This is a genomic window from Bacillus thuringiensis, assembly GCF_022095615.2.
Taxonomy (GTDB): domain Bacteria; phylum Bacillota; class Bacilli; order Bacillales; family Bacillaceae_G; genus Bacillus_A; species Bacillus_A cereus_AG.
Genome location: NZ_CP155559.1, coordinates 2,555,420 through 2,581,331 on the forward strand (window position 1 = coordinate 2,555,420; position 25,912 = coordinate 2,581,331).

Sequence of the window (25,912 nt, forward strand, 5' to 3'; positions counted from 1 at the left end):
TCGCTATCAATCTAAGGTTTTGAAGTCCCTCCTAAACGAAAATTTTCTTCCTCTACAGGTAGTTACTTTGAGTAAGTTAACTCATTTTTTGTGTTGAGGAAATTCAATTTCTTAATTTTATCTTGATAGTAATATGTGCATTATCGCGTATAGAACGGTACCTTTTATAAATCTTCTATCGTAATATTAGCTCCATATTCTTTATAAAAATTTAAAATTGCAGATGAATTCACCCCAAAATCTAATAGATTTTCTGGAAAGTAAATTTCAGAATTCAGAGCCACAATATCAGATGGTTGTAAAATATGCTCTGCTTGGACAGCTGCTCCTAAAGCAGTAAGATGTGTCTGTCCTAACGGATCTGATATGTTCACACATCGTCTATGTAATACACCGGTATCATCATAACCATTAAGGTGGATAACTATGTTATGTGCACTTCCCTTTCCGGGTTTATATAGAATATTTTTCCGTAATCTGGTAAATTTTTCTCCGCTAATTATTTTCCAAATTCCTGTATTCACCAGAGAAACCAATCCATATGTTGATAGTTTACTATCAAAAGCAATACGAAAGTTAACTGAAACAGCATGAATTGATCCTGGCAGAGTTACATGATCAGGAGTATCCAAACGATAACATTTTGTTATATAACCGTTGGAAAAGCGGATTTTGATAGGATCTGTCATCGGATAAGCCTGCCGCATTCCCTCACGAGTTTTGACTTCAAACGGAATAGTTAACCGATCCATATATGCTGTTGAATTTGGTCCTGCTTTGTCTTGAAGAGAATATAGTGCGTTAATATCAACTGTAATCTCTTGAAGATCTTTTGAATAAATTTTAGAAAAAAGGGCTGCTGTCCCCCCCATCCACCCCGAAGCTAATACAACAGGAGATTGAACTTCAACATTTTTCAATCGAGCAATAGAACTTTGAAAACGTTCAGTCCAACGAGTAATGTCAACCAATGGAATTCTTTTTTGGACTGCGGATAGAAGTAATCTATCTTGAGGGTCATTAACCGCATTAACAATTAATGTGGGATGATCATCCAAATTTCTTAAAGGATCATCTGTTGTATTGTCCACCTTAACTATTTTTACTCTTTCAGATTCAAAAGGTAGCGCCTTCCCTAAAGTTCTTCCTCCTAATCTAATTTCCAAATCAGGATGTCGGTTATGTAAAATTTGAGCAATTTGGCTACCAACAACCCCATATCCACCAACAATTAATACGGTTTTCTTGTTCATTTGAAACCTCCATTTTAATTAGCATTAACTCATAAGTTTAAATGATTAAAAACTTAAACATTTGAACATAAAAGACATTAAAAAAGGGACAAAACGTGCCCCTAAACTATAAATGTGTATCTAATTCTTACATTCATCTTCGACTAAAGAAACAAGTTCTTTTAAAAGTTTTATTGTTTCATTAAATTCAAGACAATAATACATTTCAGTGCCTTTTTTCTGAACTTGAAGCAACCCTGATTGTTTCAAGATTTTTAGATGATGCGATACAGTAGGTCTTGACATAGGAATATGATCTGCAATTTGCGTTACATTCAAGCTATCTTTATCAATTAAAAGTGATACAATTTGCTGACGTGTTGGATCTCCTAGCCCTTGAAAACATGGTCTTAAACTTTCTAAAAGATGCATTACTTTATCATTACAGTTCATTTTACTCACATTTCCTTTTGTTGAAGAATTTAATCATTTAAACACATTATAAATCACACTATTATCTAATGCAATAAATTCATCAATAAACCTTAATTGCTAGTAGAAGTCCACCCCCGTCACTATCAAGCTAATATTTTAAAATGTCCCAAAATGAAAATTTTATTATTTTATGGTTATTTATAAGAATTCAACTCATTTTCTTCTTTTTGAGGAACTAGCAATTTTTTAATTTGATGGGCATGGGGTAGTACCAACAAAACGCGAATTTCGTACGCTAAGATTTTTTACCATAAAGATTGTTGATAACTTGTACGTATCAGTAATTAAATAAAAAGAGCATGTATTAAAAAGATGATAATAACATGCTCTAAACTTATCTATTTATTTTAATTTCTTAAAGATGTCTACAAGTAATATTGAAATATCTTATGTGTTAAAAAGTGTTACCTGTGGTAATTCAAAAGACTCGCCCGACCAAAAAATTATTTTGTCACTTGAATGTACTACCCATTCCTTTTCGTCTTCATGGATGCAAATAAGTGCATTGAATGTCTCGGCCCATTCAGCTTCTGGAAAATAGTAATGAGGATGAAAAAGAGCTATACTCAAAATCCCTTTGATTTGTTTTTCGATGGTAAAACATGTTCCTCTATTCTTTCATATTGAGTAAGTAATTGCCTAATAAAAGATAATTTCGGTACTAACCAATACGAAAATACCGTTGAAATACATCCTATTAAAGCCCCTACTGCAACATCAAAAGGATAATGAACCCCTACCAAAATACGAGAGACCGCTACACAAAATGCAAGTATAAGCCATAACTATCCCGTTTTTTTACGAACAAGCCAAAACGAAAAGCAAATCGAAAAAAAGAGAATCGTATGGTTACTAGGAAATGAATTATCTACAGTATGGTCGACAAGTTTATTCACATCAGGCAATACTGCAAACGGTTGATAATTCAAATGAAATTTCCCTGCTATTTTTCCAATCACCTCAGCAATCGCAAAAGCAACCATCGCTTGAATAACCATCATTCTAATTTTTCTGGACCCAGTAAACCAATAAGCTACAATAATTAAAGCAAAAATATATACCATATATTCTGCCAAACATACCATGGTTGAGTTTAGGAATGAATATTGTTTACCTAAATCATTAATTGCTCGAAAAATATCAATATTGAATTGAGAAAAAGACATTTCAAATCCCTCCCCTTTTTAGTAAGGTGTTTTACTGATTGCTATATACTTTCATTACATGAATAGTGTTGGTTATAGTATCCATGTAAAAATATCAACCTCTTATGACACCGTTTTCTTCTTTTTCACTTTAATAAAAAAAGAAAAAGGAAAACATCGAACTTTCTTACAAACATTCATGCATTCTTACAGTTTTGTCATTTTCTTGTCATTTTTTAAATAGATTCATTATCTTGCCCGTTGCTATTTTCAAAAGCTCTTATATCTACAATTATGGAAACTATAATTTCACACAAAAAAGAGAAGAACCTTGGTAAGTTCTTCTCTTTTTTGTTTATTAAATTGTAATATAATTACAGTATGTGAAATTATATTATTTAAATTGTAAAAGCGAAGTGAAAATAACCTTCTCTCCACTTTTGGCATTTATTTAATTGGTTTCTCTGTTTTTAAAACGAATGAACTTAACGCAGGAACTTTAATTTTATTATCATGGACAACGTATAGTGGTTTACTACCTGACTGTTTACCATCTACTAACACTTTCCAAGGACCTTTCGATGGAAGTGTTATGTCAACCGCTTCTCTATTTGCATTGTGAGCCACCATAAAGTATTCGTTTTTATTCCCCTCTATTGTATAAGCTACCGTGTTTTTCGGGGCATCAATAAATGATACATGTGTTTTTATTTGCTCTGCAGTTGTCATTCGAAAAGCTGAGTACTTCTTCCGTAAATCTATTAATCCCTTCATATAATTTACTTCATTATTAAATGACGCACGGCGCAACCAGTCCATTTGATTAATTGAATCGGGAGATTTGTAACTGTTATGATCACCATACTTCGTGCGCATAAACTCTTGCCCTGCATGTATGAATGGAATACCTTGTGATGTTAATAAAATTGAAGAAGACAATTTGTGCATTTGTTTTCGCACTTCTTCACTGTCACCCGGATTAGTCAACTCAAGTTTATCCCATAATGTATGATTATCATGTGCTTCCACATAAGTTAGCACCTGCTCCGGATCTTGATAAGTAGACGAATTTGTATCGTAGTCAATGCCTGCTGTAATGCCTTTTTTAATACGGTCTTCTATGTTTTCCTTTCCATTTACAAAACCATTTTCTTTCTCTTCAAATACACTACCTTTCAATCCATCACGTATATTATCGTTAAAATGAGCAATCCCTTTCATTTTCTCCGCGTTTTTTTGATTGGCTTTCAACTCAGCTGCAAGAGGTGTATTTAAATCCCAACCTTCTCCATGCAGTATAATAGAAGGGTCAATTTGATTAACAGCTTTACGTATTTCATTCATCGTTTCATAATCATGAATGCCCATTAAATCAAAACGGAATCCATCTAAATTGTATTCTTTTGCCCAGTATGTGACAGAATCAACCATAAACTTCCTCATCATTTTTCGTTCTGAGGCAGTATCATTTCCTACTCCAGTTCCATTTGCAAATGTTCCGTCTTCATTATAACGATAATAATAACCTGGAACTAACTTATGAAAATTAGATTCAGTAGCACTATACATATGGTTATAAACTACATCCATAACAACACGAAGATTATTATCGTGTAGTGTTTGAATCATTTGCTTTAATTCAGTTATTCGAACAGTTGGCTCATAAGGGTTTGTAGAATAGGATCCCTCTGGAACGTTGAAGTTTTTCGGGTCATATCCCCAGTTATATTGTGGTTCGTTTAAATTCTCTTCATTTACTGAAGCATAATCAAATATCGGTAAAAGCTGAACGTGCGTAACACCAAGATCTTTCATATGATCAAGTCCTGTTTTCACACCTTCAGGTCCTCTTGTTCCTTTTTCTGTTACTCCTAAATATTTCCCTTTTTGCTTAATACCACTTTCAGGTTGGATGGAAAGGTCGCGTACATGCAATTCATAAATAATAGCATCTTCCGGATTTTTAAATTTTGGCTTTTTATTTGCTTTCCATTTTTTCGGATTTGTTTCTTCTAAATCAACAACTGCACCTTTATCTCCATTTACAGAAGCAGCACGTGCATACGGATCAACGGCTTCAGTCCACTTATCACCAATTTTTACCTTATACGTATAAAAGAGCCCTTTTTGGTTCCCTTTAAGTTCTGCTTTCCAAGTGCCCTTTTCACCTTGTTGCATGTTTATTTCAGTCCCTATTTTATCGTTCCATTTTTTATATGTAACTAACTTTGCTTCACTCGCAGTAGGAGCCCATACACGGAACTTTGTTTGTTGCGGGGTATAAATATTACCTAAATCGTTACCACTATAATAAAATAATTTATCAAACTCTTCGCTACGAATGACTTTACCGATTTCAGTATTCGCATAAGCTAAGTTTTCTATTTTAACTTTGTATGTCTGTTTTAAATCAATTTTCTGCTCCGTAATTATTTTCACCCTATTAGTAATATCTCCACCATTTTTATCAAAAGGATTAATTTCTTTAATTTTAATGCCCTCAATTTCAATTTTCTGTTCCTTACTGTTAAACGGAACATTAGTCGTTACTGTTATTTCATTAAAACTATCAATAGTAGCTTTTTGAATTGCGAGATCCGAAGAAGGCTTAGAGTCATATACTTTTTCATCACCCGAAAGAATCCACACTTCAGAACGACCGTCCTTTATATTTTCAATCCAACGATCTCCACCATCTTTTTCCCTCATTCGTACGAATGATAAATCCTACACGATTATAGTCACCATCTACTTTAATCTTAGCGTACTTTCCAAATTCATCTTCACCAGTAAATTCATATGATTTACCATTTGCATTTTCTCCCCACATCCAAAGGTTCCAGTCTTTTGTATTTCCAGATTGCTCTTTGTAATGAATGATAACTTCAGTTGTTTTCGAATTTGAAACTGCCTTTACACTTTGAAAAGAGAAAACAGATGTTAACATAACGATTATAGTAAGTAATAAAACTGATTTGTTAATTAATCTTTTTGTCATTTGCACCACATACACCCTTTCTTTAAATAGTATGAGCGATTTATTATGCTCGTCTAAATTACACTGCTTAAATTAATCTAGAAATCTCTTTTACTTCACCCCCATATTGGCTATTTTTATGTATGTATTTCAATGATCTTTTAATACGAAAACGTTTGCATTAATGTTTAAAAAAATAGATTTGATTATGTCTTCATATATTTGTAATTAGTAAAAGATCAGGGAAATCATTTTAAAGCAATCGTTTGTTATCGCTTTCATTCTATAGTACTTCCCATTAAGAGGTCAATATATTATTAATTTTCTGTTTTTATATGCTGTAAACCTTATTTATTTGTCGCAACTTCTTAAAGATAAAGCGCCTAATTATTGCTAAGTAAGTTTATTTTCAGCAATACATTGCTATGTAAAAAAACAGCTAATATCCTTAAAATGATATTAGCTGTTTTTCATAATGTAATAATATATGAATGATAACTATATTTCTAACTTACTTAATTTTTGCTGCATCAAATGCTTTTTGTACTGCTTGAACCTCAGCTGTATTCGCACCATATTTATTAGTTGCCACTCGAATACATGCTGATCTCAATTCTTTGAAATTAGAAGTCATGTTTAACTCATCTGTATTTGCGTAATAGAAGATATCAAACATTTTATCTTCACCAATTCCTTTAACAGTTACACCGTTATGAGTTCCGCCTTTTGCAATAAGATACGCGACTTTATTAATAATGCTTGAATTAAAATGAACCCCACCTTGATCCCATCCATTAAAATCGTTAAATTCACTGTAATCATCTGGATAAGGTACTCCAAGTGAAGATGGAACAGAAGCTGGGTTTTCCATATCACGGAAGACAGATCCAGTTTGTTCTCCCATCGTCCAGTTAAAGCTTCCATTATTTACGTATTTCTCAATAGATGTTCCCATAATATCAGATAGTGCCTCATTAATCGCACCAGATTCACCGTAATATTCAAGATTAGATTCACTAGAAGTAACAGCATGTGTAAATTCATGCCCAGCTACGTCATATGCTTTGACGATAGGATCTCCATATACAAGCATACTACCATTATTAGCACTTAACGCATTCTGCCAATTCTTCGGATCATTCGTATCTCCAGAATCCCAAGCATGTACAACTGAAACTACCTTTTGTCCCTTATTATCAAAGCTATTACGATTGTATTTATCTTTATAAAAATCAAAAACTTTTGTTGCTAAGTAATGAGCACTTACTGCTTTTGGATCGTTAAATGTTGTTGAAGTACTAGTTGCTAATGTACCAGGATAATAGCTTTCTTCTTTAGTAATATCTCTGTAATTCACATCATATGTTTCAATTCCTTGCCCTCTTGTATAATCAGCAAGAGCATATTTACCATTACTTTGTTTAGAAATACCAAATGAACGAGAGATCCCTAAATCATCTTTTCCAGTGCCCGTTAATGATGTCAGACTGCTTTTTTTACTTTTCTTTAAGGCTCCAACTAGTTTATCGCTTGCTTTCAAGTTAGACTCTTGCACCATATTTTTTAACATATCACCATTTTGTGCATTTACTAAATATGTTCCAGACACATAGTTTGGTGTTGCAGCTTCAAATGTAACCTGGTATGCATTACTAGCTTGTCCATTATTTTCATCAACAAAAATAACTTCCTTAACTTCTGGCTCAGAAATAAACTTGATATCGTTTCCATATTTCGTATAAATATATTGTTTTGCTTCATCTTTTGATAGATTAATAGGTTTTTTCAATTCTTCTTGTTTTAAGTTTTGCGCGCTATCGCCTGAAACACTTTTAATAACACCCTTATTATCTACGTGTGCAGTTAATTGATGTCCATATACTTCTTTTCCTTCGTATGTTTGCTGCATACGTATAAGTGTAGTTCCATCATACGAACCACGTTTTTGAAGGACTTTATAATCTACTCCTGCTTCTCCATTGACTTGTTTTTGGGACAGAGCTTGTTCTGCTTTCTCCTTAAGGGCATCCTTTACTACATTTTCTGGTTCTTTTTGTGACGGTTGTGTAAGTTCACCCGAACGGAACGATTCCTCCTGAATTTGAACTTGTAGTTGATCTGTTTCCTCTGCATGACCTACCCCATATGGTGCCACAACTGTTAAAGCTAATCCTGTTGTTAATGCTACTTTAGTTAATGTCTTTTTGTTTTTCATTATTTCACCTCGTATAATTTTTGAAATAGAAAGCTTGTACAAAGTAAACTGTCTATTACTGTCGAAAAAAAGAGAAAATACACAATTTATGTAACATTATGCAAAATTACATAAATTAAGGATGATGCTATAAATAAAGAACAACTCATATAAATGCATTAATTTCAATAAAAAAAGAGCTCCCTAAGGCGCTCATCCAATTGATTAGTTGCCAATTATCTATATTTCATTCTAATAAAAGTACACTTACATCTAAATAACAACATAAAAACCCACTCTTTACTTTTTTAAGAGTGGGTTTCATGCTATTAAAATAACAATTACTATAAGAAACTTTATAATTTATATTTTTCTAGTAATCCTACTAAGTTTTTTGTAGAATTCACCTTTTGTCTTTATATGATTAAACTGATTTGGATTAATATTTGCTTTTTGTGAGAGTAATATAATCTCTTCTTTTGAAATTGAGTCTTTAGTATTTATAGATGCTATATTTGTGTATTTTCCGTCTTCTGTTTTTGGAATTTCTAAAATCCCTTTATTCACAAGATCAACTACCGCCTTATGCTCTGAAGAATGTATATCTACACCAGTAATTTTCCAATTACGCATAACTTTTGGCGTGTATACACCGTTCTTTACCTCTTTTAAATATGTAATAGCGAGGTTACGAATGGTTCCACCTGTTTCTCCGAATGCATTCTCTTGTTTAGATGACCAAGTTTGTTCAAATTTACGTCCCTCTAAAGCTCCCCCTTTTGCCTGAAGAGCCTCCATTCTATATGCATTCATTCCCAGCGTCATAACATCGCTCATTTTGATTGGTTTGTTTGTACGAATAGAACGTAAATTTGTTATTCTACTTCCATATGGTTTTGTTAAGTCAATTTCGTATTTTACGCCTCCAAAGAAATCGTTCGTACTGTATTTAGACGCACGACGGGTTTTATCAAAGCTAACTGTTACATCTCCAGGACGAGATGAGTTAAAGTACCCCGCTGCCCATTCCATATAGTCTTTTAAGTCTTTCCCAGTTACCTTATATACCGTAATTTCACCCAAAGCATATTGATAATTATATGCAATATCTTTTTTCTTAATAGGACCTACATCCAAACGGGCATTATCATTATCAATTTGATGGGCTACTACATCTGCTTTGCTGTAGTAGAGCATGACTTCATGAAAGAAATCTGATAAAGGTGTCTCTTGAATCTGCACACTCGGAATACCCTTTATTTCATTTTCAGGAACAAGGTTTCTACCCTTTAATTGAGCGACTACAACATTTGCATCTCCCCTCGCATACTCATGAAAAGGTGTCAGTGTGTCTTCAAGTGTAGGATCAGATACTACTGTAGTTCCATCAGTATTCTTTACAGGTATAGCGGTAGCAGTTTTATCTTTTAGAACAAGCTTTCCATCTTGCTTTGTAAAATTAAGATCAATACGTGAGATATGTGTTCCATATTTATCTGGTTCTGTAATAATGACACCATTTACAACTTCTTTTTTAACAAGCTTATGCATATGAGCTGCAAAAATAGCGCTTAGTTCCGGACAAGCATTCGCAATATCTTGAACCCCAGTACCAGGGATTCCATTCTCATTTTCTAGTCCCATATGCATAACCCCTACCATTACATCTACTTTACCTTCTAACTCTTTAATGGCCTTCTTTGTCTCTTCTACTGGATTTTTCACCACTAAACCATCCAAATGATCTGTCCCTTTTTCAAAATCACTAATCATTGGTGTATTCATACCAATAATCCCGACTTTAATTCCACCTTTTTCAACAATTGTATATGCAGGAAGAAAACGCTCTCCATTTTCCTTGTAAATATTTCCTGCTAACGTCTTTCCCTTATATTGCTCACTTACTTTTTTCAATGTATCTAATCCAAAGTTAAATTCATGATTTCCAAATGCCCAAGCATCATATCCCATTGCATTCATCGCTACCATCATTGGCGATTGCGGTTGATCATTGAATAATTCTACTGAGTTTCCTTGAATTGTATCCCCGGCATCTACTAATATGGTATTTGGATTTTCTTGACGTACCTTCTTTATAACCGTATAAAGCTGCGTTAAACTTCCACTCATATTTGCTCCATCAAGCGCATAATCCCAAGGCATAAATCTACCATGAATATCTGCCGTACCTAACAATGTAATATTAACATCAGATTCTTCAGCCTTAGCAAGAGCTGGTTTGACCGTTACTGTTGTTACAAAAAGCATAAAAATAATAAAATAGCATACATAGTTCTTCCATTTCATTTTTTGCATAATATCAATATTTCTCCCCTTTTGCACTGTCTTAAAGTTGCTTGAACTTTAAAAATGTAACTTATTATTCGGAAAAATTCAACTACACAAGATAATTTTGGAGGTGGTTCTGCTGCTGCAAAAATAAAGGGAATAAAATGCATGCACTTTTGACTTGCTGTTTAACACCTTCTATATACTGCAACAACTGCTTTCTTAGATTTCTATAATCTTCTGATTCCAAATGTCAACGGACCAAATCAACCTGTCAAACATCATTAAACGATGCATTCGTAGTAACACTATATATTTTTAAAAATCATGTTATTAAGCGTTGTCGCATTCAATCGAACATTACATAAATGTAAAAAATCATCCTATTCATCCATTTTTCATGCATATGTATGTACATTTGTTAATTTATTCGATATATTATGTGTATTGAATGATTATGAAAAGTTTATTGGTCGCTAAAAAAACCTTATATTTTTATATCCGAGAAAACTACAAAATGTATGTAAATCCATTTGTCAAATGAATTTAATGCGGAAGGAGGTTTGTGGTTACTTCATCGGGATATAATAATCAGTTTTAAACTGATAAAAATATAGGAGGCGACAAAATGTTTCGTACGATTTCAAATTTCATGAGAGTAGCTGAGATAAGAAGGAAAATCCTTTTTACATTAGCGATGTTAATCGTTTTTCGAATTGGCACGTTTATTCCAGTTCCTCATACTAACGCAGAGGTATTAAAAGTACAAGATCAAGCTAACGTTTTAGGTATGCTAAACGTATTTGGCGGAGGAGCACTGCAACACTTCTCAATCTTTGCTGTAGGTATTACACCTTATATTACCGCTTCCATCATAGTACAATTACTACAAATGGATGTTATACCTAAATTTTCGGAATGGGCAAAGCAAGGAGAAATGGGCCGTAAGAAATCAGCTCAATTCACTCGATACTTTACAATCATTCTCGCATTCATACAGGCCATTGGGATGTCTTATGGCTTTAATAATATAGCAGGTGGACAATTAATAACAGATCAAAGCTGGACTACATACTTATTTATTGCGACAGTTTTAACTGCAGGTACTGCATTTTTACTTTGGTTAGGTGAACAAATTACTGCTAACGGAGTAGGTAATGGTATTTCGATGATTATCTTCGCAGGACTTGTTGCAGCGATCCCAAATGTTGCAAACCAAATTTATTTGCAACAATTTCAAAATGCAGGCGATCAATTATTCATGCACATCATAAAGATGGTTTTAATTGGTCTCGTAATTTTAGCGATAGTTGTTGGTGTTATTTACATTCAACAAGCTGTGCGTAAAATACCGATTCAATATGCAAAAGCTGTTTCAGGAAACAATCAATATCAAGGAGCAAAAAACACTCATTTACCTCTTAAAGTAAATAGTGCTGGTGTAATTCCAGTCATCTTTGCTTCCGCATTTTTAATGACGCCGCGTACAATTGCGCAGCTCTTCCCTGATTCAAGTGTATCAAAATGGTTAGTTGCAAATCTTGATTTTGCACATCCAATTGGAATGACCCTTTATGTCGGTCTTATCGTTGCTTTCACATACTTCTACGCATTTATTCAAGTAAATCCAGAACAAATGGCTGAGAATTTGAAAAAGCAAAATGGATATGTGCCTGGTATTCGTCCTGGTAAATCAACAGAACAATATGTAACTAAAATTTTATATCGTTTAACATTTATCGGTGCAATTTTCTTAGGTGCAATTTCAATTTTACCGCTCGTATTCACGAAAATTGCTACATTACCACCTTCTGCACAAATTGGTGGTACAAGCTTACTTATCATCGTCGGTGTAGCACTTGAAACGATGAAGACATTAGAAAGTCAGCTCGTGAAACGTCATTATAAAGGGTTTATAAAAAAAGTAAATTAAGTAAAAAAACACAGTTGGTTATTTTTCCAACTGTGTTTTTGATTCTTCTACCTCTAATTTTCCCACTAATGTATCAATCACTTTTTCTAAGTTCACTATTTTTTCTTCTAATGCTTGAATGCGTTTTTCGCTATCTTCTACATTATTATATTTTAACTCATCATTGGACGATTTGAACTGCTCCCATAATTCGAAAATAGTATTTTCGGTAGGTGATTTTGATTTTTCATCATTACTGGTTGCATCTTTATTTGCTTCTAATTCAAATTGAAGTTCATATGTATTTCCAGTTAACTCTTTAGCTATTTGTGAAATTAAATTTTTATAAGACTTTTCAACCCATTCTTGTTGAAATTCGTTTTCAAAATAAATGGTCAATAAATTTTCATTTATTCTGGCTGTCGTTCCTTTCATCCACGTTTCATAGGAAGGTCTTGAAATTGTTAATTGGATTTTATCTTTTATTTCATCCCAAATCGTGTTGGATTCCTCTTGGCCAGAAGTGAGTGGATTATTTTGCATGTTATGAATCTGTGCTATAGAAGTGGCTTTTGATTCTATTTCGAACCAAATTTGATATTCTTCATTAGTAAGATTCTGTACGGTACTTGAAATTATATTTTTATACTCCCCTTCAAGCAAATCACGATGAAACGCATCCTCACAAAAGATTATTAATGTATTATCTTCTATAGTAGCATTTGTATTTCTAATCCGTTTCATAAATGTTTTCTCAGCTACTTTTGGCCTTAATGCTTTCTTTACTTCATCCCAGCTATTAAGCCTTTCTTTTTGAACATCTTTCAACTTAGATGGTTCGCCATTACATAAATCAAACTGAATTTCAAATGTCGTATTAAACATTTCTCTTAATGTATGAAATACTAATTCTTTGTAATGAGATTCTAACCAGTCACGTGCAAATTCATTCGGACAATAAATTGTTAATATATCATCATCTAAATTAACAGTAGTATTAGTAAACCAAGTTTCATATGATGGTTTTGAAATTTGTGGTCGAATTTTTTCCTTTACTTCAGTCCAATTCATTTTCATAATAACTCCCCTCTTTTTACCGTTATCTTTCATATAGCTTAATAATATTACGCCTTTCCAATAAATAAAGTCAATCCGTATCGTTAATAAAATTCAAGCAGCCCTGTATATAACAGGGCTGCTTCTTTATACAACTACATTTCCTTCTCAAATAATCTTCCTTGTTTGAAATAAGTCCGGAGTGTGGAGCGATTAGCTAAAAATACACCAGCCAAAATGAAACAAGCACCTATTCCCATTGTAGGGTTTAAAGGTTCTCCTAATATGATGTATCCTACTATAATAGCAATTAACGGCGATACATATAACCACGTTGATGGGAATACAGGATTCGTTTTTGATAAGAGCCAGTAATATAATCCATGCCCACCAATTGATCCGATAAAGATGAGATATAAAATAGGCCACTGTACACTCCATGAAGCTAATACAGTTACATTCGGTTGTTCTACTATGACGGATACAATTAGTAATAAAACTCCTCCGTAAAACATTTGAATACCATTAATGAGAAATGGTGATACACTTTGTAAATCCGAAAGTATTTCTTTTGAGCGAATAGAGCCTATTCCGTAAAATAACTCTCCTATTATTAAAACAACACAAGCGATACTCCATACGAAACTTATTTCTTGATGCATTCCTGGTAAAGAAACAAAAACAACACCTATTAGTGCAATAATTAAAGCGAAAAGTTGCTCCTTTTGTAATTTTGTCTTATTTCTCTTTGCTTGTAATAACAAGATCATCATCGGTCCTGTAGCAGAAAGCACAGCAGCTAATCCCGAAGAAATATATTGTTCTGCCCAGTACAGTGATGCGAATGTCATAAACGTTAAACAAAAACCAGCATACATAATACGTTTCGAAAATACATGTGGCATAATTTCTTTTCGCTTTAACTTAAATATAATCATCAGAATTACGCCTGCTAAAAAGAAACGAATGCCTGCTGAAAATAACGGGGGCGCTCCTGCTTCAATTCCAATTTTTATCGTTAAAAATGTTGTTCCGAAAATAATACATACTAAAATATAATTGAAAATGACCATTTTTCTTCCTCCTTTTTACTCTTACCATGAGTATAGAAGGTATAGTGTATAACAGTGTATCTATGTATATAACAGTTGCCTAAAATCGTAGTTGATTCTCTTTACATTTTTCGCTTTAATTAAATAAAAACGAAAAAGGTGAAACCATGAAAATTGTCCTTCGTAAAGAATCCAACATACCGTATTACAAGCAAATATATATGCAGATCGTTGAAAGAGTACAAAGTGGCATGCTTTCACATGGTGACTCACTTCCATCTTTACGTTCTATGGCCGAAGATTTACAGATTAGCCTATTAACTGTTCGTAAGGCATATAAGCAATTAGAAAAGAAAGAATATATACGCATTGAGCAAGGAAAAGGTGCTTATATACATAAACATGGAAGGAAAGATTTCAAACCAATTCCGTATAAATGGCAACAAACGAAAACGATTAATGTTATACGATCTCAATATGCAATGAATCAGCACCGAAAATATTACGATTTTTCACAAGCGATTTTGTATCCTCGCTTATTGCCAAATCCATTCTTAGCAGATGAAATGCATAAAATACTGAATAAAGACCAGATGATCTTAGCAACTTATGGACCAGTACAGGGTGATTATGAACTGCGAGTTGAAATAGCAAATTACTTACATGAACACCAGAAATTAGTGACAGACCCATCTCAATTATTAATTACAAGCGGTGCACAACAAGGAATTGATTTAATTGCTCAAACATTATTAAAACCTGGTGATATTGTATTAGTGGAAAGTCCGTGTTACAGTGCCGCACTTGATATTTTCATCAATAAAGGCGTTCAAATTATACCAGTTTCTCTTGATAATCATGGAATTCGATCCGATTTAGTGGATGATATTTGTCAAAGTAAAAATCCCGTATTATTGTATACGAATCCAACTTTTCAGAACCCAACAGGTACAGTAATGAGTAAAGAACGGAGAATGGAACTTATAGAACTAGCGGAACTGTATGAGTTTTTCATAATTGAAGATGATTCTTTCGGAGAGATATATTTTGAGGATGCTATTGTGCCCCCTCCAATCAAAAACTTTGATATAAATGGTCATGTAATATATATAAAAGGATTTAGTAAAACGTTAGCACCAGGATTGCGTATCGCAGCACTTATTGCAGATGGTCCTATTTTTGAATGGTTATTTGCTGTAAAAGGTTCAATGGATATCGGTAGCCCTTTATTAACACAAAAAGCACTTCTACCGTTTTTACGTGCAGAACGTATGAAAAACCATTTAGAAAAATTACGTACGGCTTTACAAATTAGACGTGATATAACGATTGATATGTTATCACCACTTAAAGAAATTAGATTTCAAATACCAAATGGTGGCTTTAATTTATGGATTACACTTCCTGATTCGATAGATCCCTTTACCTTATTACAAAAAGCAAATGAAGTAGATGTCTCTTTTTTACCAGGAACAGCTTGTCTATTAAATCCCGAAATAAATAATCACCAATTAAGGATTAGCTATTCTATGTTAAATGAAAAAGAGATGTTAATTGGTTTAGAGAAATTACATGATACAATACAAAACTATAAACTATAAACTATAGAAGCATGTGTCCACTATCTGTAAGCTAAAAAGTAAATACCCCAAAATATTTTTATTTTGGGGTATTTACTTTTTAAAGGCTACTTAATCATTGTTATTCCACTTTCATTACAATCTTACCTCTAACATGTTGACCTTCACTCAAAATATGAGCTTCTCTAACCCCTGCTTCATTAAACGGAACAACTTTATTTATGATTGGTTTTATTTTTTCATGTACAATTAAATCTGATAATTCTTCTAGTTGCTTTCCATTTGGTTTTAGCCATAAGAAACCTGATTTTATCCCTTTTACTTTTTGGAGTGGTTCATGAACAATCGAAACGAAAACACCACCAGATTTTATAATTTGAAAACTTTTTTCCTGTACTTCGCCACCTATTGTATCTAACACAATATCAAAATTTGATAGTAATTCTTCAAATTTATCCTTTTTATAATCAATAACGAGATCCGCTCCTAGAGACTTTAAAAACTCTTCATTCTTACTACTTGCAGTTGTCGCAACAAAAGCTCCAAATGATTTTGCGATTTGGATTGCTAAACTACCAACTCCGCCAGCTCCAGCATGAATAAGTACTCGGTCATGTTCTTTTATTTTTGCGTAATCTACAAGGCTTTGCCACGCTGTAAGTCCTGCAAGAGGAATCGAAGCTGCCTCTTCGAAACTTAGATTTGTAGGCATATAGGATACTAAATCCGATTTTACTGTAATGAATTCAGCATAAGAGCCCTGTCCTATATTTTCAGGTTTCGTATACACCTTATCTCCTATTTTGAAACACTCTACCTCTTCACCAACTTCTTCAATAATTCCAGCTACATCTAACCCTAAAATGATTGGAAATGAAAATCTTAACTGTTGTTGTAAGTCTCCTTTTCTTATTTTCCAATCAACAGGGTTAATAGATGTTGCGAGAATGCGTATTAATACCTCGTTATCTTTAACAACCGGTTTTAAAACTTGTCTTTCTTTTAATTCTTCAACACTACCATATTGATCTATAACAATTGCTTTCATTTCCATTCCTCCTTGCTATTTATTTTAATAACATACAAATATTTCTCAAAATTTTTTGCCTTGAATTATCATAAGCTTATTTTTGGGGGTAATTATGTAAGAAGCAATATGAATTCCAAAAGAAACGTACACTCACCTTAGAATCATTCAAAACTGTATTTTCAATTACATTCAAAAGAAATGGGGAGAACTTATGACTGAAAAGATATTTAAAATAAACGGGATTGATATATGTACAGAAAGCTTTGGAAATCCTAAAAACCCTGCTATTTTATTAATTATGGGTGCTACTTGTTCAATGGTTTATTGGGATGAAGAGTTTTGTGAACAGTTGGCTAACACGGGGAAATTTGTTATTCGTTTTGATAACCGGGATGTGGGACGCTCTGTTACATATGAACCTGGAACTTCCAATTATACAGTTACAAATATGGCTGAAGATGCAATTGGGGTACTAGATGCTTATCAAATTGATAAAGCGCATCTATTTGGTATGTCATTAGGTGGTATGATCGCTCAAATTGCTGCTGTAAAACATCCCGAAAGAATTTTAACGTTAACATTACTGGCTACAAGTGTAATAGGATCTGACGATAACACGCGTGATTTACCTCCGATGGATGAAAGAATTTTAACGCATCACGCAAATGGCACGCATTTAGATTGGACAAATGAAAATGTTGTAGCAGAATATTTAGTTTCAGGATCTCGCTTATTATGTGGATCCAAACGAACATTTGATGAAAAAAGGGTCTTTAAACAAGTAAAACAAGAAATAGAACGAGCTAGCAATTTATTAAGTATGTTTAATCACGCTTTACTTCAAGGTGATGATGCATATGAATGTGTGCTTCACTCCATACAAGCACCTACATTAGTCATTCACGGAACAGACGATACAGCACTCCCTTTTGAACATGCTCTCGCACTTATTGATGAAATTCCTAACTCAGTCCTATTAAAACTTGAAGGCGCAGGACATGAAAATCATCCCGATGACTGGGTAGACATAATTCATGCTGTTACTAAACATACATCTAAAATATAGATAAATAACGAAAAGAAGGGCACACAACAATTTGTGCCCTTCTTTTCGTTATATTAAAAAAAGCCCATCACTGTATCCGTATGTATAGTGATGGGCAATACTTATTTTTTCTATGTTTAAAAAAATGGACAATCTAATTGATCAACAGACTCCCATGATTTTTTTTTTATATTGTCAGTGGATTTATTAGCTTCAAGTGGCACGTTTTTAAAAGGGTTTACTTCAACCTTTAATATGGAAGATGGCTCTACGTACAATGAGAAAACATGACTACTAGGTATAGCTTTTGACACATCAATATCTCCTACTTGTTTAAAGAGCTGCTGCGCTGCAAAGAAAAAGAAATTGGTTGGGTTTGATTGTTTATTTAGCCATGCAAGCATTTCAGGTGATACTGACTTATGAATATTGATTTTTACTCGATCACCACGTTTATATCGCCTAGATCGCATGCTTCCACCAACTAACTTATCGTTAAGTTTGTAAACCCTAACTCTTTTTGCTTATGCTCTCTATATTTTGGCGAACAAGTGTAAACTAATAATCCGCGTGCATTTGTAAATAATGGATTATCTACAAAGATTACATTTTTTAGTCGTCCTTTTTGTTTTAAAATCATTTTTAAACTGTTTTTTATAATTACTGCGCCCCCGCCATATATAAATACGTATGGATCGTCTTTCATATCATCAATTTTGTTTATGATATCCGTTGCGACACGCGCTGCTAAACCTAATAATGCTGGTTGTGATTCCTCAACTAATAACGCATTTCTTGGGTGCTTTTCACTTAAATAAATTTGGTTAAACTCTGTAATGCTATCAATCGTTTTTGTTGGATACTTTCGGTTCCATCTCGTAATAATTTGTAGCAACGTTTCTTTCACACCATATGATAAACCTTTACTTAGTTGTGGTCTAAAGTTTACGCCTAGTGAAACTACTTCTTCTGTCGTCCCAGCACCAATATCAAAAGATAATAATGTTTTATCAACAAAATCAATTTCTGAAACTTGATTTTGTTCACATTCTATTTTATGTTTCACAACATTTCCTTCTTCATCGTATACAATACCCCACGTCCCAGAAGCGCCTTCAGGTAGGCATTTACAAAACTCGATAGATACATTAATCGTAACATCACGTCCGTTTGGATAATGGAACACAACTTTATGATTGCCCATATAACGTTTCGCATTTTCCGCAGCTATTTCTTGTGTAATAAGCTGCATAGGAAGAGCAACAGATAAATCGTAACGAATATTAATATGACTAGAAGTTGGGCTTTGACGCATAGCACTTACCGCTAAACCAGATAGAATTGTAATAACCATTAACTCATCAGTTGACTTATTTGATTTCTTCTCAACCTCAGTACCTTTTAATTGATCTTGAATGACTTTTTCTCCAACGATATACCGCACGTTATTTAACATTAGTGATGGAGAACTAATGGTCACATCAATGTGATTTTCTAACTCAGATAATGAAACATCACTCTCATCTAACAATCCTGTAGGCTCTCCTATATATAAAGAATATATACTCGGAATAAAAATAGGGTCTTGCCCTTTCACCATTAACTTCAAACCGTTATTTCCTGCATCAGCACCAGCTTTTAAAAGAATAGACATAACTACCCCCTAAATTAATCTGACATCCCTTCCAAATATATGCGAGCCCATTCTTTTACATTCAAATGTAATGTAATTTTTTATTAATCTTAAAAACAAAATCTCATATTCTAGCCTATATGTAAAAAGTATTTGACATGCAAGTTTTCCAATTTTATACTATGAATGTAAAGAGTTTTTTACAAATATGGAGGTGTCATTTCTAAATTGAAGCATAAAAAATTTATTTTCATGATTATCGTTTTATCATTAATTGGAGTCCTCATACATGGTGCATATAAATATGTAACAGAAGGTTCGATTCTAGGAGGAACAATATTCGCTTTTTCGTTAATGCTTGGTAATTTAATTAATCAAATTACTTGGGGAGATCCAAATGGAGTATCGGAAGAAAGCCAAGACGAAATGGGACAGCAAATCAAATATAAAAGCTTTAAAATTGCTTATTTTGCACTTATTTGTTTTATGTTTCTAATTTTAATATTTTCAGAAGGATTTGCATTCCTATTACTTGATGAAATAAAGAATCTTCCTCTCTTTATCGCACTTTGTTCTTCATTCTTTATTTATCCTATTGTCGAATTTATAGTCGGAAAACAATATAAATAAAAAGATGAGATTTTCTATATACAGAAAATCTCATCTTTTTATATTTACATACCCTCAATTATCGCTTTTAATTTATTCACAGTCCGCCAATTCCTGACTGTAGCTGGTGTATGTAACTTCTGAAACTGGTTCATTAATTTAGAATTCCGAATGCTATTTTTGAAAAACAAATAAACCACCTTCTCATCTATATAACAATCCTCCATTTCACTTTTATACATAAGTAATTGCTTACTTTCATCTGCAGTAAGTGAATTAGCTAAAAAAGCAACATGTATATTTTCTCTTTCTAGTAATGCATCCGTCTCATAAGGAACATTGTTTATAATATTTATAAACTCTTCATTTGTCTTTAGAATAACTGGAACATCAAAATCGAAAACGTTTTTAATTTCAGATTGTATTCGTTCCTTTAGAAATGTTATATCTTCCTCAGATTTGAACACGATATTACCGCTTTGAATATATGTTTTTACTTGTTTTAACCCTATGGATTCAAACATTTCTTTTAAATCGGCCATTTTAATTATCTTATGCCCGCCTACATTGATTCCTCTTAGTAATGCAATATAAATTGCCATATCAATCCTCCACATTTAAATGAACCGAACAATTGAGTTGATTTTCACCCTCATATTTCTCGGATATTTGTTTTAATTCCTCTAACATATCATGTATAGATAATACCTCAAATATTATTATAGATTCGCTTGAAAAGTGATGATGATATTGATTTGGTTTACAATGTCCTCCATCATTTTTATAATCCCAAAATTTTTTGTCTAATTCATCAATCAGTTTAAAATGTTCTTCATCTATTTCATTACAATGATTTCTTAATATAGAAATTATAGAATGAATCGTTCGCTGTAATATCTCTTTTTCATTTTGTGACCAGTTACATGTTTCAATTGATGCTCGAGCTAAATTATCTATATGATAAATAATTTGCTGTAATAACTGAAGTTGCTTTTGTACAAGTAAAAAGCTTCTCATTTCTTTTTTTGTATGTCGATGATATTTCCAATCTTTTTGCTCATATTGAACAAATTGTACCGCTTTATGTAATGATAAATTCAATTTAGATAGATTATGAGTTGTCTCTTTCGTTATAACCTTCCCTTCAATTAATGCATTAAGCCATTCCTCCATAATATTTGCCGTTTTAACAAATAGTTCCTCTGTACATCCCGAAATGGTTTTAACGTAGTGTGGTGGCAAAATGAAAAAATTCACTAAAGTAGATACTATAATACCAGTAGATGTAGTAGCTAATCGAATTAAAAATGCAGTGAAATAATGATCTGCCGTAATAGGGATCATTGCAACAGCAGTTAATGTTGCGACTAACGTTCCCGCATGTAAATTTAGTTTTTGACATGTAACGATTGTAAACATCGCTGCTAACGCATAAGAAAGAGCCTGATGACCTAGGAAAAATGTGAAAGTCATTGCATACGCCGATCCAATTGTTGAAGCTGGAAAACGAACTAGGCCTTTTTTTATAGAATCCGTTGCAGTTGGCTCAATCGTTACAATAGCCGTGATGACAGCAAAAATAGTGGGTATATTGAAAAATTCGCAAACTAGAACTGTAAGAAAAACTGCTATTCCGGTTTTTATCACCCTTCCTCCAACAATATTCCATTTTCTAACTTGTTTCATTTTGTATTTCCTTCATTTCTATTTCATTTATATATACTCTACATTATATATCGTACTAAATAAAAAAACTTACTACTTTGTTATGCAAGAGTAAGTTTTTCTTATCGTTATTTCATGATAGGTAAATGCATTATAATTTGTTGACCAATTGGTCCCATTCTTCTAAAGCCTTTATCTTGGAAGCCGACTTTTTCATATAAATTTTGTGCAGGAATATTTTTTTCATTCACAGCAAGTACAACTTCATTTTTTATCGGAAAATAACGTTGTACAAACTCTTGTAATAGTGCCAATGACTTTTTAGCATATCCTTTTCTTTGTCTATCGTGATTTATAGAAAAAGATGTTAAAAGTAAAGCATCCTGATTGTCTGTGAACTCCTGTACTCTATCTCCTGTTTGCAATGCAAAAAGGCCAACAGGTACCCCATTATAATCTAAAATAACAATGACATTTTTTGTACGATCACTTTTTGCCTTCTCCAATAATTCACCTGGATCCGATGTGAATTGAACTTGTTCACTTGGTAAAGTAAATGTTTGTATAACTTCTTTATATTTTTCCCTATACGGAACTAATTGAATTTCCCCTGTATGTATGTTCATGCTAAACTCTCCCATTTTTAACTTATTAACTTAGCCCTTGCTGAGCTTTTGAATGCACTTTTCCATCTAAAAAGGTAATTTCAACTAATGAAGTTGGATTGCTTCCCTTCCATGAAAAAATTTGCTTAATTTGTGTAGAATCTTCTACACCTTCTTCTATAAGTAAATTACCATCAAAACCAATTAAATCTTTCACTTCGGTATAAGTCATTCCTTCATTTATATTGGAGAAATGATTTATATTTATAGACTCTAGCTGCTGTCTTTCCATCACAGTAGAAGAAGTTGCCGTTTGTTTTTTCACTTCTTTCTTCTGTTCACACGCTGTCATACTGAAACCTAAGCATAAACTACATACTATTAATGCGCTTTTTTTCATCATAACAGTTGTCCCTCCCATCATAATTAAACCATATATTCCCTTAAAAATAAACTGAATATTAAATATTATATTGAAAAATCCCCGTACAATTAAGCACGGGGTTAATTTTATTTATTCAAATGATTATTTGATTGGTCATTCTGTTCTTTTCTTAGTTCTTGTTCTTCATCTTTTGGTAATTGTTTATCATTATCTTTAATTGGATTCGTTTCTCGATTTTCAATCATGTCGTTTGGAACCTGTGGCATTACTCGGCCAACAATTGCTGCTAACTCATCAAGTATACCTTCACCTGTTTTTCCTTTTTTAATTTGCTTTCCAATTTGTTTGAGTCGTTCATACGTATCAACATCCGCTACAACGACTGCATTAGCACCATCCGGATCGTTTTTTAAACTTTCTGCTACAGAGTATTTAATGGACTCCACGCGAGTTCGATCGAGTTTCGCTTTTACATCAATACCTACAATAGCATATTTCCCCACAACTACCGCTGTTGCATCATTTACACCTGGCACACTTGCGGCTAAAGATGCTAAATGGTCCGCCGCTTTTTCATTTGGCTTATTTGGTTTGTTTGTATAATTAACATTTTTCGTCGAAACATTTTTTTGCTCTGGTTTTTCGTTTGGATTGTCCTTTTTTCCAATACTGCATCCTGTTATAAAAAAGCAAAGCATCAACATATATATTAGGATCTTCATTATTCTCACCACTTTACTATTAAAGTTTAATCATAAATTTTTTCAACAGCTTGCATTTTCTTCACTTTTTCCTCTGCCCCGCTATTTGCATTAATGAAAATTTGGTACGTATCTTTCCCTAAAGTACCTACAAATTCATAGCAAAGTACTTCATTATGCAAATCATTTACTACGACAGCTTTACGTTCTTCCATAACTTTAACATCTGGATTGATTTTCTTTCTTGCTTCTGCTGCAGTTAGCTTTGCTGAGGGAACTGTTCGTTTTTGGTGTGATGCTAAATATTCTTTTGCGGAAAACCCAACGATGGAACCGTCATCTAAAGCAATTTTCATTTGGATTGCTTCTGGATAAATTCGTATGCCATTCTCATTTACTACATACGTAAATACACCAACATTATCATATTGCGAGCTATCATAAAGCTCCATATTATTAAACTTATGGTCCTTTAAAAATGTCAAACCTTTACTTCCAGCATCGTTTAAACTAATTTTCTGCTCTTTAATTTCTCGATTATTCATTACCCAAATTGGATATCCACCTTTTCCAGTAATATCCATATGAAACTCGTTATTCGTTGCTTTATCTTTAATTTTCACACTATAGAAAGATTCTTTCGCACCTTTTCCGCTTTTCTCAACATCTACTTTTTCATTTCCTTTTAAGTTCAAAAACGATTTTGCAATTTTCGCTGCTTCATCTTTAGAGATTGCTTTCCCTTCTGCTTCAAATCCGCCTTTTTTATTTTTTTGTGCACTAGTAAAGGTCGGTCCGAAGTTTGTAGATGAATACGATGTTACGTTTTTCTCTACTGTTTTTAATCCGTCAATAATTGTATTGTCTGCAGGATCACGATTTGATGCGAGTGCCATCTCAACATCCATCCATCGTAAATTATTTTTCAAAACAAGATGTTGTACTTTTCGTAACTCATCTTGTATATTTCCTGCATTTGAATATAAAGTTTCCAACGTTTTGTATTCTTGATCATTTAACGGTTCTTTTTCTAAATCACGAATGGCTGCACGATAACTAAAATCGCCGATATTTGCTAAAAATTCTTCTGTTTTATTAAATGGCATTAATGTTAAAGGCAATTGTCCTACATCCGAACGCGCTTCAGATGTTAAACGCCATACGTCTGCTAATGCTGGTGATAAAGATGCACGTGAATTCATCGCAAGCGTTGTTCCAATTTTATCGTGCAACAAATCAACCTCGTACGCCAAATCATGAAATGCACGTTGATAGCTATTTTCTGCTCGAATTAATACTGCATTCTTCTCTTGATGCTCTTTATAGCCCCAGTATCCTGTTCCAACTACTCCGACTGTTAATAATACGATTATAATACCTCGTAACATAGTTCCACCTCCGCTCTATTTACAGAAAATATGTTTCCCGATTTTTTTAATTTGTGGACGAGTCCAAATCCATTTACTTGTTGCGGTATCCGGATTGAAATAATACAATGCGTTTCCTGTTGGGTCCCATCCATTAATTGCATCTAATACAGCTTTTTTCGCTGTTTCATTTGGTGTTAAATATATTTGTCCGTCTGCTACTGCTGTAAATGCTCTTGGCTCAAAGATTACACCCGAAACGGTATTTGGGAACGATGCACTTGTAACACGATTCAAAATAACCGCAGCTACTGCAACTTGCCCTAAGTACGGCTCACCACGAGATTCTCCATATACTGCGTTTGCCATGAGCTGAATATCATTTTGAGAATAACCATTTGGAACATTTGTCCCTTTATTTTGAGGTGGTTTATTTTCTTGTGCAGTACCACCACTATTTCCTTTATTTGTTGTCGTTCCTTTATTAGCAGTTGACTTATCATATTTCGTTGCCTTCACGAGCATTTGCTTCGTTTTAGTTCCAGCTAAACCATCAACAGGTAATCCGAATTTCTCTTGAAAATTTCGAAGTGCCCAGTATGTACCCCATCCGAAAACACCATCCACTTTTCCCGTATAAAATCCGTTATATTTCAAACGAGATTGCAGTTCAATGACATCTTCGCCAGATGCTCCTCTTTGAATGACTTGATTAGAAAAAGCTTCAACATTTTTTAGTTGTATACTACTTACCATCAAAGATAGTCCTATGAATGCAAGTAAAACTGCTATTTTAAAAATAGCTTTTTGACGCATATTGTTCCCTCCTTAATTACGGAAATGATTTCTTGGTTATGTTTTGTAAAAGCCTCGCTTTTATGTAAAGAAGACAAAAAAATCCAAACTCATATCGTTGAAAAAATATGTAAACAATATATAA

The 25,912-nt window shown here is 33.2% G+C and carries 20 protein-coding genes and 2 pseudogenes; 4 read left to right on the forward strand and 18 right to left on the reverse strand.

Features of this window, described 5'->3' with window-relative positions; genetic code table 11:
* Window positions 1-164: 164 nt before the first annotated feature.
* The 6 genes and pseudogenes from KZZ19_RS13205 to KZZ19_RS13230 form a co-directional block, all read right to left on the reverse strand.
* On the reverse strand, window positions 165-1,253 hold the full coding sequence (locus tag KZZ19_RS13205; RefSeq protein ID WP_237980384.1) for a saccharopine dehydrogenase: 1,089 nt from the start codon (window positions 1,251-1,253) through the stop codon (window positions 165-167).
* 120 nt (window positions 1,254-1,373) lie between these two features.
* Window positions 1,374-1,685, reverse strand: a complete 312-nt coding sequence (locus KZZ19_RS13210) for an ArsR/SmtB family transcription factor (RefSeq protein WP_088096567.1) — start codon at window positions 1,683-1,685, stop codon at window positions 1,374-1,376.
* 608 nt (window positions 1,686-2,293) lie between these two features.
* A pseudogene (locus KZZ19_RS13215) lies at window positions 2,294-2,893 on the reverse strand (undecaprenyl-diphosphatase).
* Window positions 2,894-3,319: 426 nt separating this feature from the next.
* Window positions 3,320-5,876 (reverse strand): annotated as a pseudogene (pulA, locus tag KZZ19_RS13220) (type I pullulanase).
* Window positions 5,877-6,360: 484 nt separating this feature from the next.
* Window positions 6,361-8,064 carry a M4 family metallopeptidase gene (locus KZZ19_RS13225; RefSeq protein WP_226545286.1) on the reverse strand — a complete coding sequence of 568 codons (1,704 nt, stop codon included), beginning with the start codon at window positions 8,062-8,064 and terminating at the stop codon, window positions 6,361-6,363.
* Window positions 8,065-8,406: 342 nt separating this feature from the next.
* Window positions 8,407-10,359 carry a bifunctional metallophosphatase/5'-nucleotidase gene (locus tag KZZ19_RS13230; protein ID WP_237980380.1) on the reverse strand — a complete coding sequence of 651 codons (1,953 nt, stop codon included), beginning with the start codon at window positions 10,357-10,359 and terminating at the stop codon, window positions 8,407-8,409.
* A 601-nt stretch (window positions 10,360-10,960) separates the two neighbouring features.
* Here KZZ19_RS13230 and secY point away from each other — a divergent pair.
* Complete coding sequence (gene secY, locus KZZ19_RS13235) at window positions 10,961-12,265, forward strand: preprotein translocase subunit SecY (protein WP_088096575.1); 1,305 nt, start codon at window positions 10,961-10,963, stop codon at window positions 12,263-12,265.
* Between the two features lie 18 nt (window positions 12,266-12,283).
* Here secY and KZZ19_RS13240 read toward each other — a convergent pair whose 3' ends face one another.
* Entirely contained in the window at window positions 12,284-13,321 is a 1,038-nt protein-coding gene (locus tag KZZ19_RS13240) for a DnaA N-terminal domain-containing protein (protein WP_237980378.1), read from the reverse strand.
* 134 nt (window positions 13,322-13,455) lie between these two features.
* The gene (locus KZZ19_RS13245) at window positions 13,456-14,373 is read right to left on the reverse strand and encodes a DMT family transporter (RefSeq protein WP_237980376.1); all 918 of its coding nucleotides are present in this window, start codon (window positions 14,371-14,373) and stop codon (window positions 13,456-13,458) included.
* A 146-nt stretch (window positions 14,374-14,519) separates the two neighbouring features.
* On the opposite strand from KZZ19_RS13245, the gene KZZ19_RS13250 reads away from it, so the two are divergent.
* Window positions 14,520-15,953 carry a PLP-dependent aminotransferase family protein gene (locus KZZ19_RS13250; RefSeq protein ID WP_237980374.1) on the forward strand — a complete coding sequence of 478 codons (1,434 nt, stop codon included), beginning with the start codon at window positions 14,520-14,522 and terminating at the stop codon, window positions 15,951-15,953.
* Window positions 15,954-16,053: 100 nt separating this feature from the next.
* On the opposite strand, the gene KZZ19_RS13255 is transcribed toward KZZ19_RS13250, so the two are convergent.
* Window positions 16,054-16,980 (reverse strand): NADP-dependent oxidoreductase, encoded by a 927-nt coding sequence (locus tag KZZ19_RS13255; protein WP_237980372.1) that lies wholly within the window; start codon window positions 16,978-16,980, stop codon window positions 16,054-16,056.
* A gap of 193 nt (window positions 16,981-17,173) precedes the next feature.
* Between KZZ19_RS13255 and KZZ19_RS13260 the strand changes: the two genes are divergently transcribed.
* Window positions 17,174-18,028, forward strand: a complete 855-nt coding sequence (locus KZZ19_RS13260; protein ID WP_237980370.1) for an alpha/beta fold hydrolase — start codon at window positions 17,174-17,176, stop codon at window positions 18,026-18,028.
* Between the two features lie 116 nt (window positions 18,029-18,144).
* On the opposite strand, the gene KZZ19_RS13265 is transcribed toward KZZ19_RS13260, so the two are convergent.
* Together KZZ19_RS13265 and KZZ19_RS13270 are read right to left on the reverse strand one after the other, a co-directional pair.
* On the reverse strand, window positions 18,145-18,480 hold the full coding sequence (locus tag KZZ19_RS13265) for a hypothetical protein (protein WP_088096581.1): 336 nt from the start codon (window positions 18,478-18,480) through the stop codon (window positions 18,145-18,147).
* Between the two features lie 11 nt (window positions 18,481-18,491).
* Window positions 18,492-19,661 (reverse strand): ParM/StbA family protein, encoded by a 1,170-nt coding sequence (locus KZZ19_RS13270; RefSeq protein WP_088096582.1) that lies wholly within the window; start codon window positions 19,659-19,661, stop codon window positions 18,492-18,494.
* Between the two features lie 207 nt (window positions 19,662-19,868).
* Here KZZ19_RS13270 and KZZ19_RS13275 point away from each other — a divergent pair, with 207 nt between their 5' ends.
* Window positions 19,869-20,270, forward strand: a complete 402-nt coding sequence (locus KZZ19_RS13275) for a hypothetical protein (RefSeq protein ID WP_098342083.1) — start codon at window positions 19,869-19,871, stop codon at window positions 20,268-20,270.
* Window positions 20,271-20,314: 44 nt separating this feature from the next.
* Here KZZ19_RS13275 and KZZ19_RS13280 read toward each other — a convergent pair whose 3' ends face one another.
* The 7 genes from KZZ19_RS13280 to sleB form a co-directional block, all read right to left on the reverse strand.
* On the reverse strand, window positions 20,315-20,851 hold the full coding sequence (locus KZZ19_RS13280; RefSeq protein ID WP_088096584.1) for a DUF1697 domain-containing protein: 537 nt from the start codon (window positions 20,849-20,851) through the stop codon (window positions 20,315-20,317).
* Window position 20,852: 1 nt separating this feature from the next.
* Entirely contained in the window at window positions 20,853-21,935 is a 1,083-nt protein-coding gene (locus KZZ19_RS13285) for an aromatic acid exporter family protein (protein ID WP_237980368.1), read from the reverse strand.
* 107 nt (window positions 21,936-22,042) lie between these two features.
* On the reverse strand, window positions 22,043-22,540 hold the full coding sequence (locus KZZ19_RS13290) for a GNAT family N-acetyltransferase (protein ID WP_088096586.1): 498 nt from the start codon (window positions 22,538-22,540) through the stop codon (window positions 22,043-22,045).
* Between the two features lie 25 nt (window positions 22,541-22,565).
* Window positions 22,566-22,922, reverse strand: a complete 357-nt coding sequence (locus KZZ19_RS13295) for a hypothetical protein (RefSeq protein ID WP_088096587.1) — start codon at window positions 22,920-22,922, stop codon at window positions 22,566-22,568.
* Between the two features lie 107 nt (window positions 22,923-23,029).
* Window positions 23,030-23,626: a YhcN/YlaJ family sporulation lipoprotein gene (locus KZZ19_RS13300; protein ID WP_048547299.1), complete on the reverse strand. Its 597-nt coding sequence runs from the start codon at window positions 23,624-23,626 to the stop codon at window positions 23,030-23,032.
* A 26-nt stretch (window positions 23,627-23,652) separates the two neighbouring features.
* Entirely contained in the window at window positions 23,653-24,993 is a 1,341-nt protein-coding gene (gene ypeB / locus KZZ19_RS13305; protein WP_088096589.1) for a germination protein YpeB, read from the reverse strand.
* Between the two features lie 15 nt (window positions 24,994-25,008).
* Window positions 25,009-25,788, reverse strand: coding sequence for a spore cortex-lytic enzyme (sleB, locus tag KZZ19_RS13310; RefSeq protein WP_088096590.1), 780 nt, complete (start codon window positions 25,786-25,788; stop codon window positions 25,009-25,011).
* Between the last annotated feature and the right edge of the window lie 124 nt (window positions 25,789-25,912).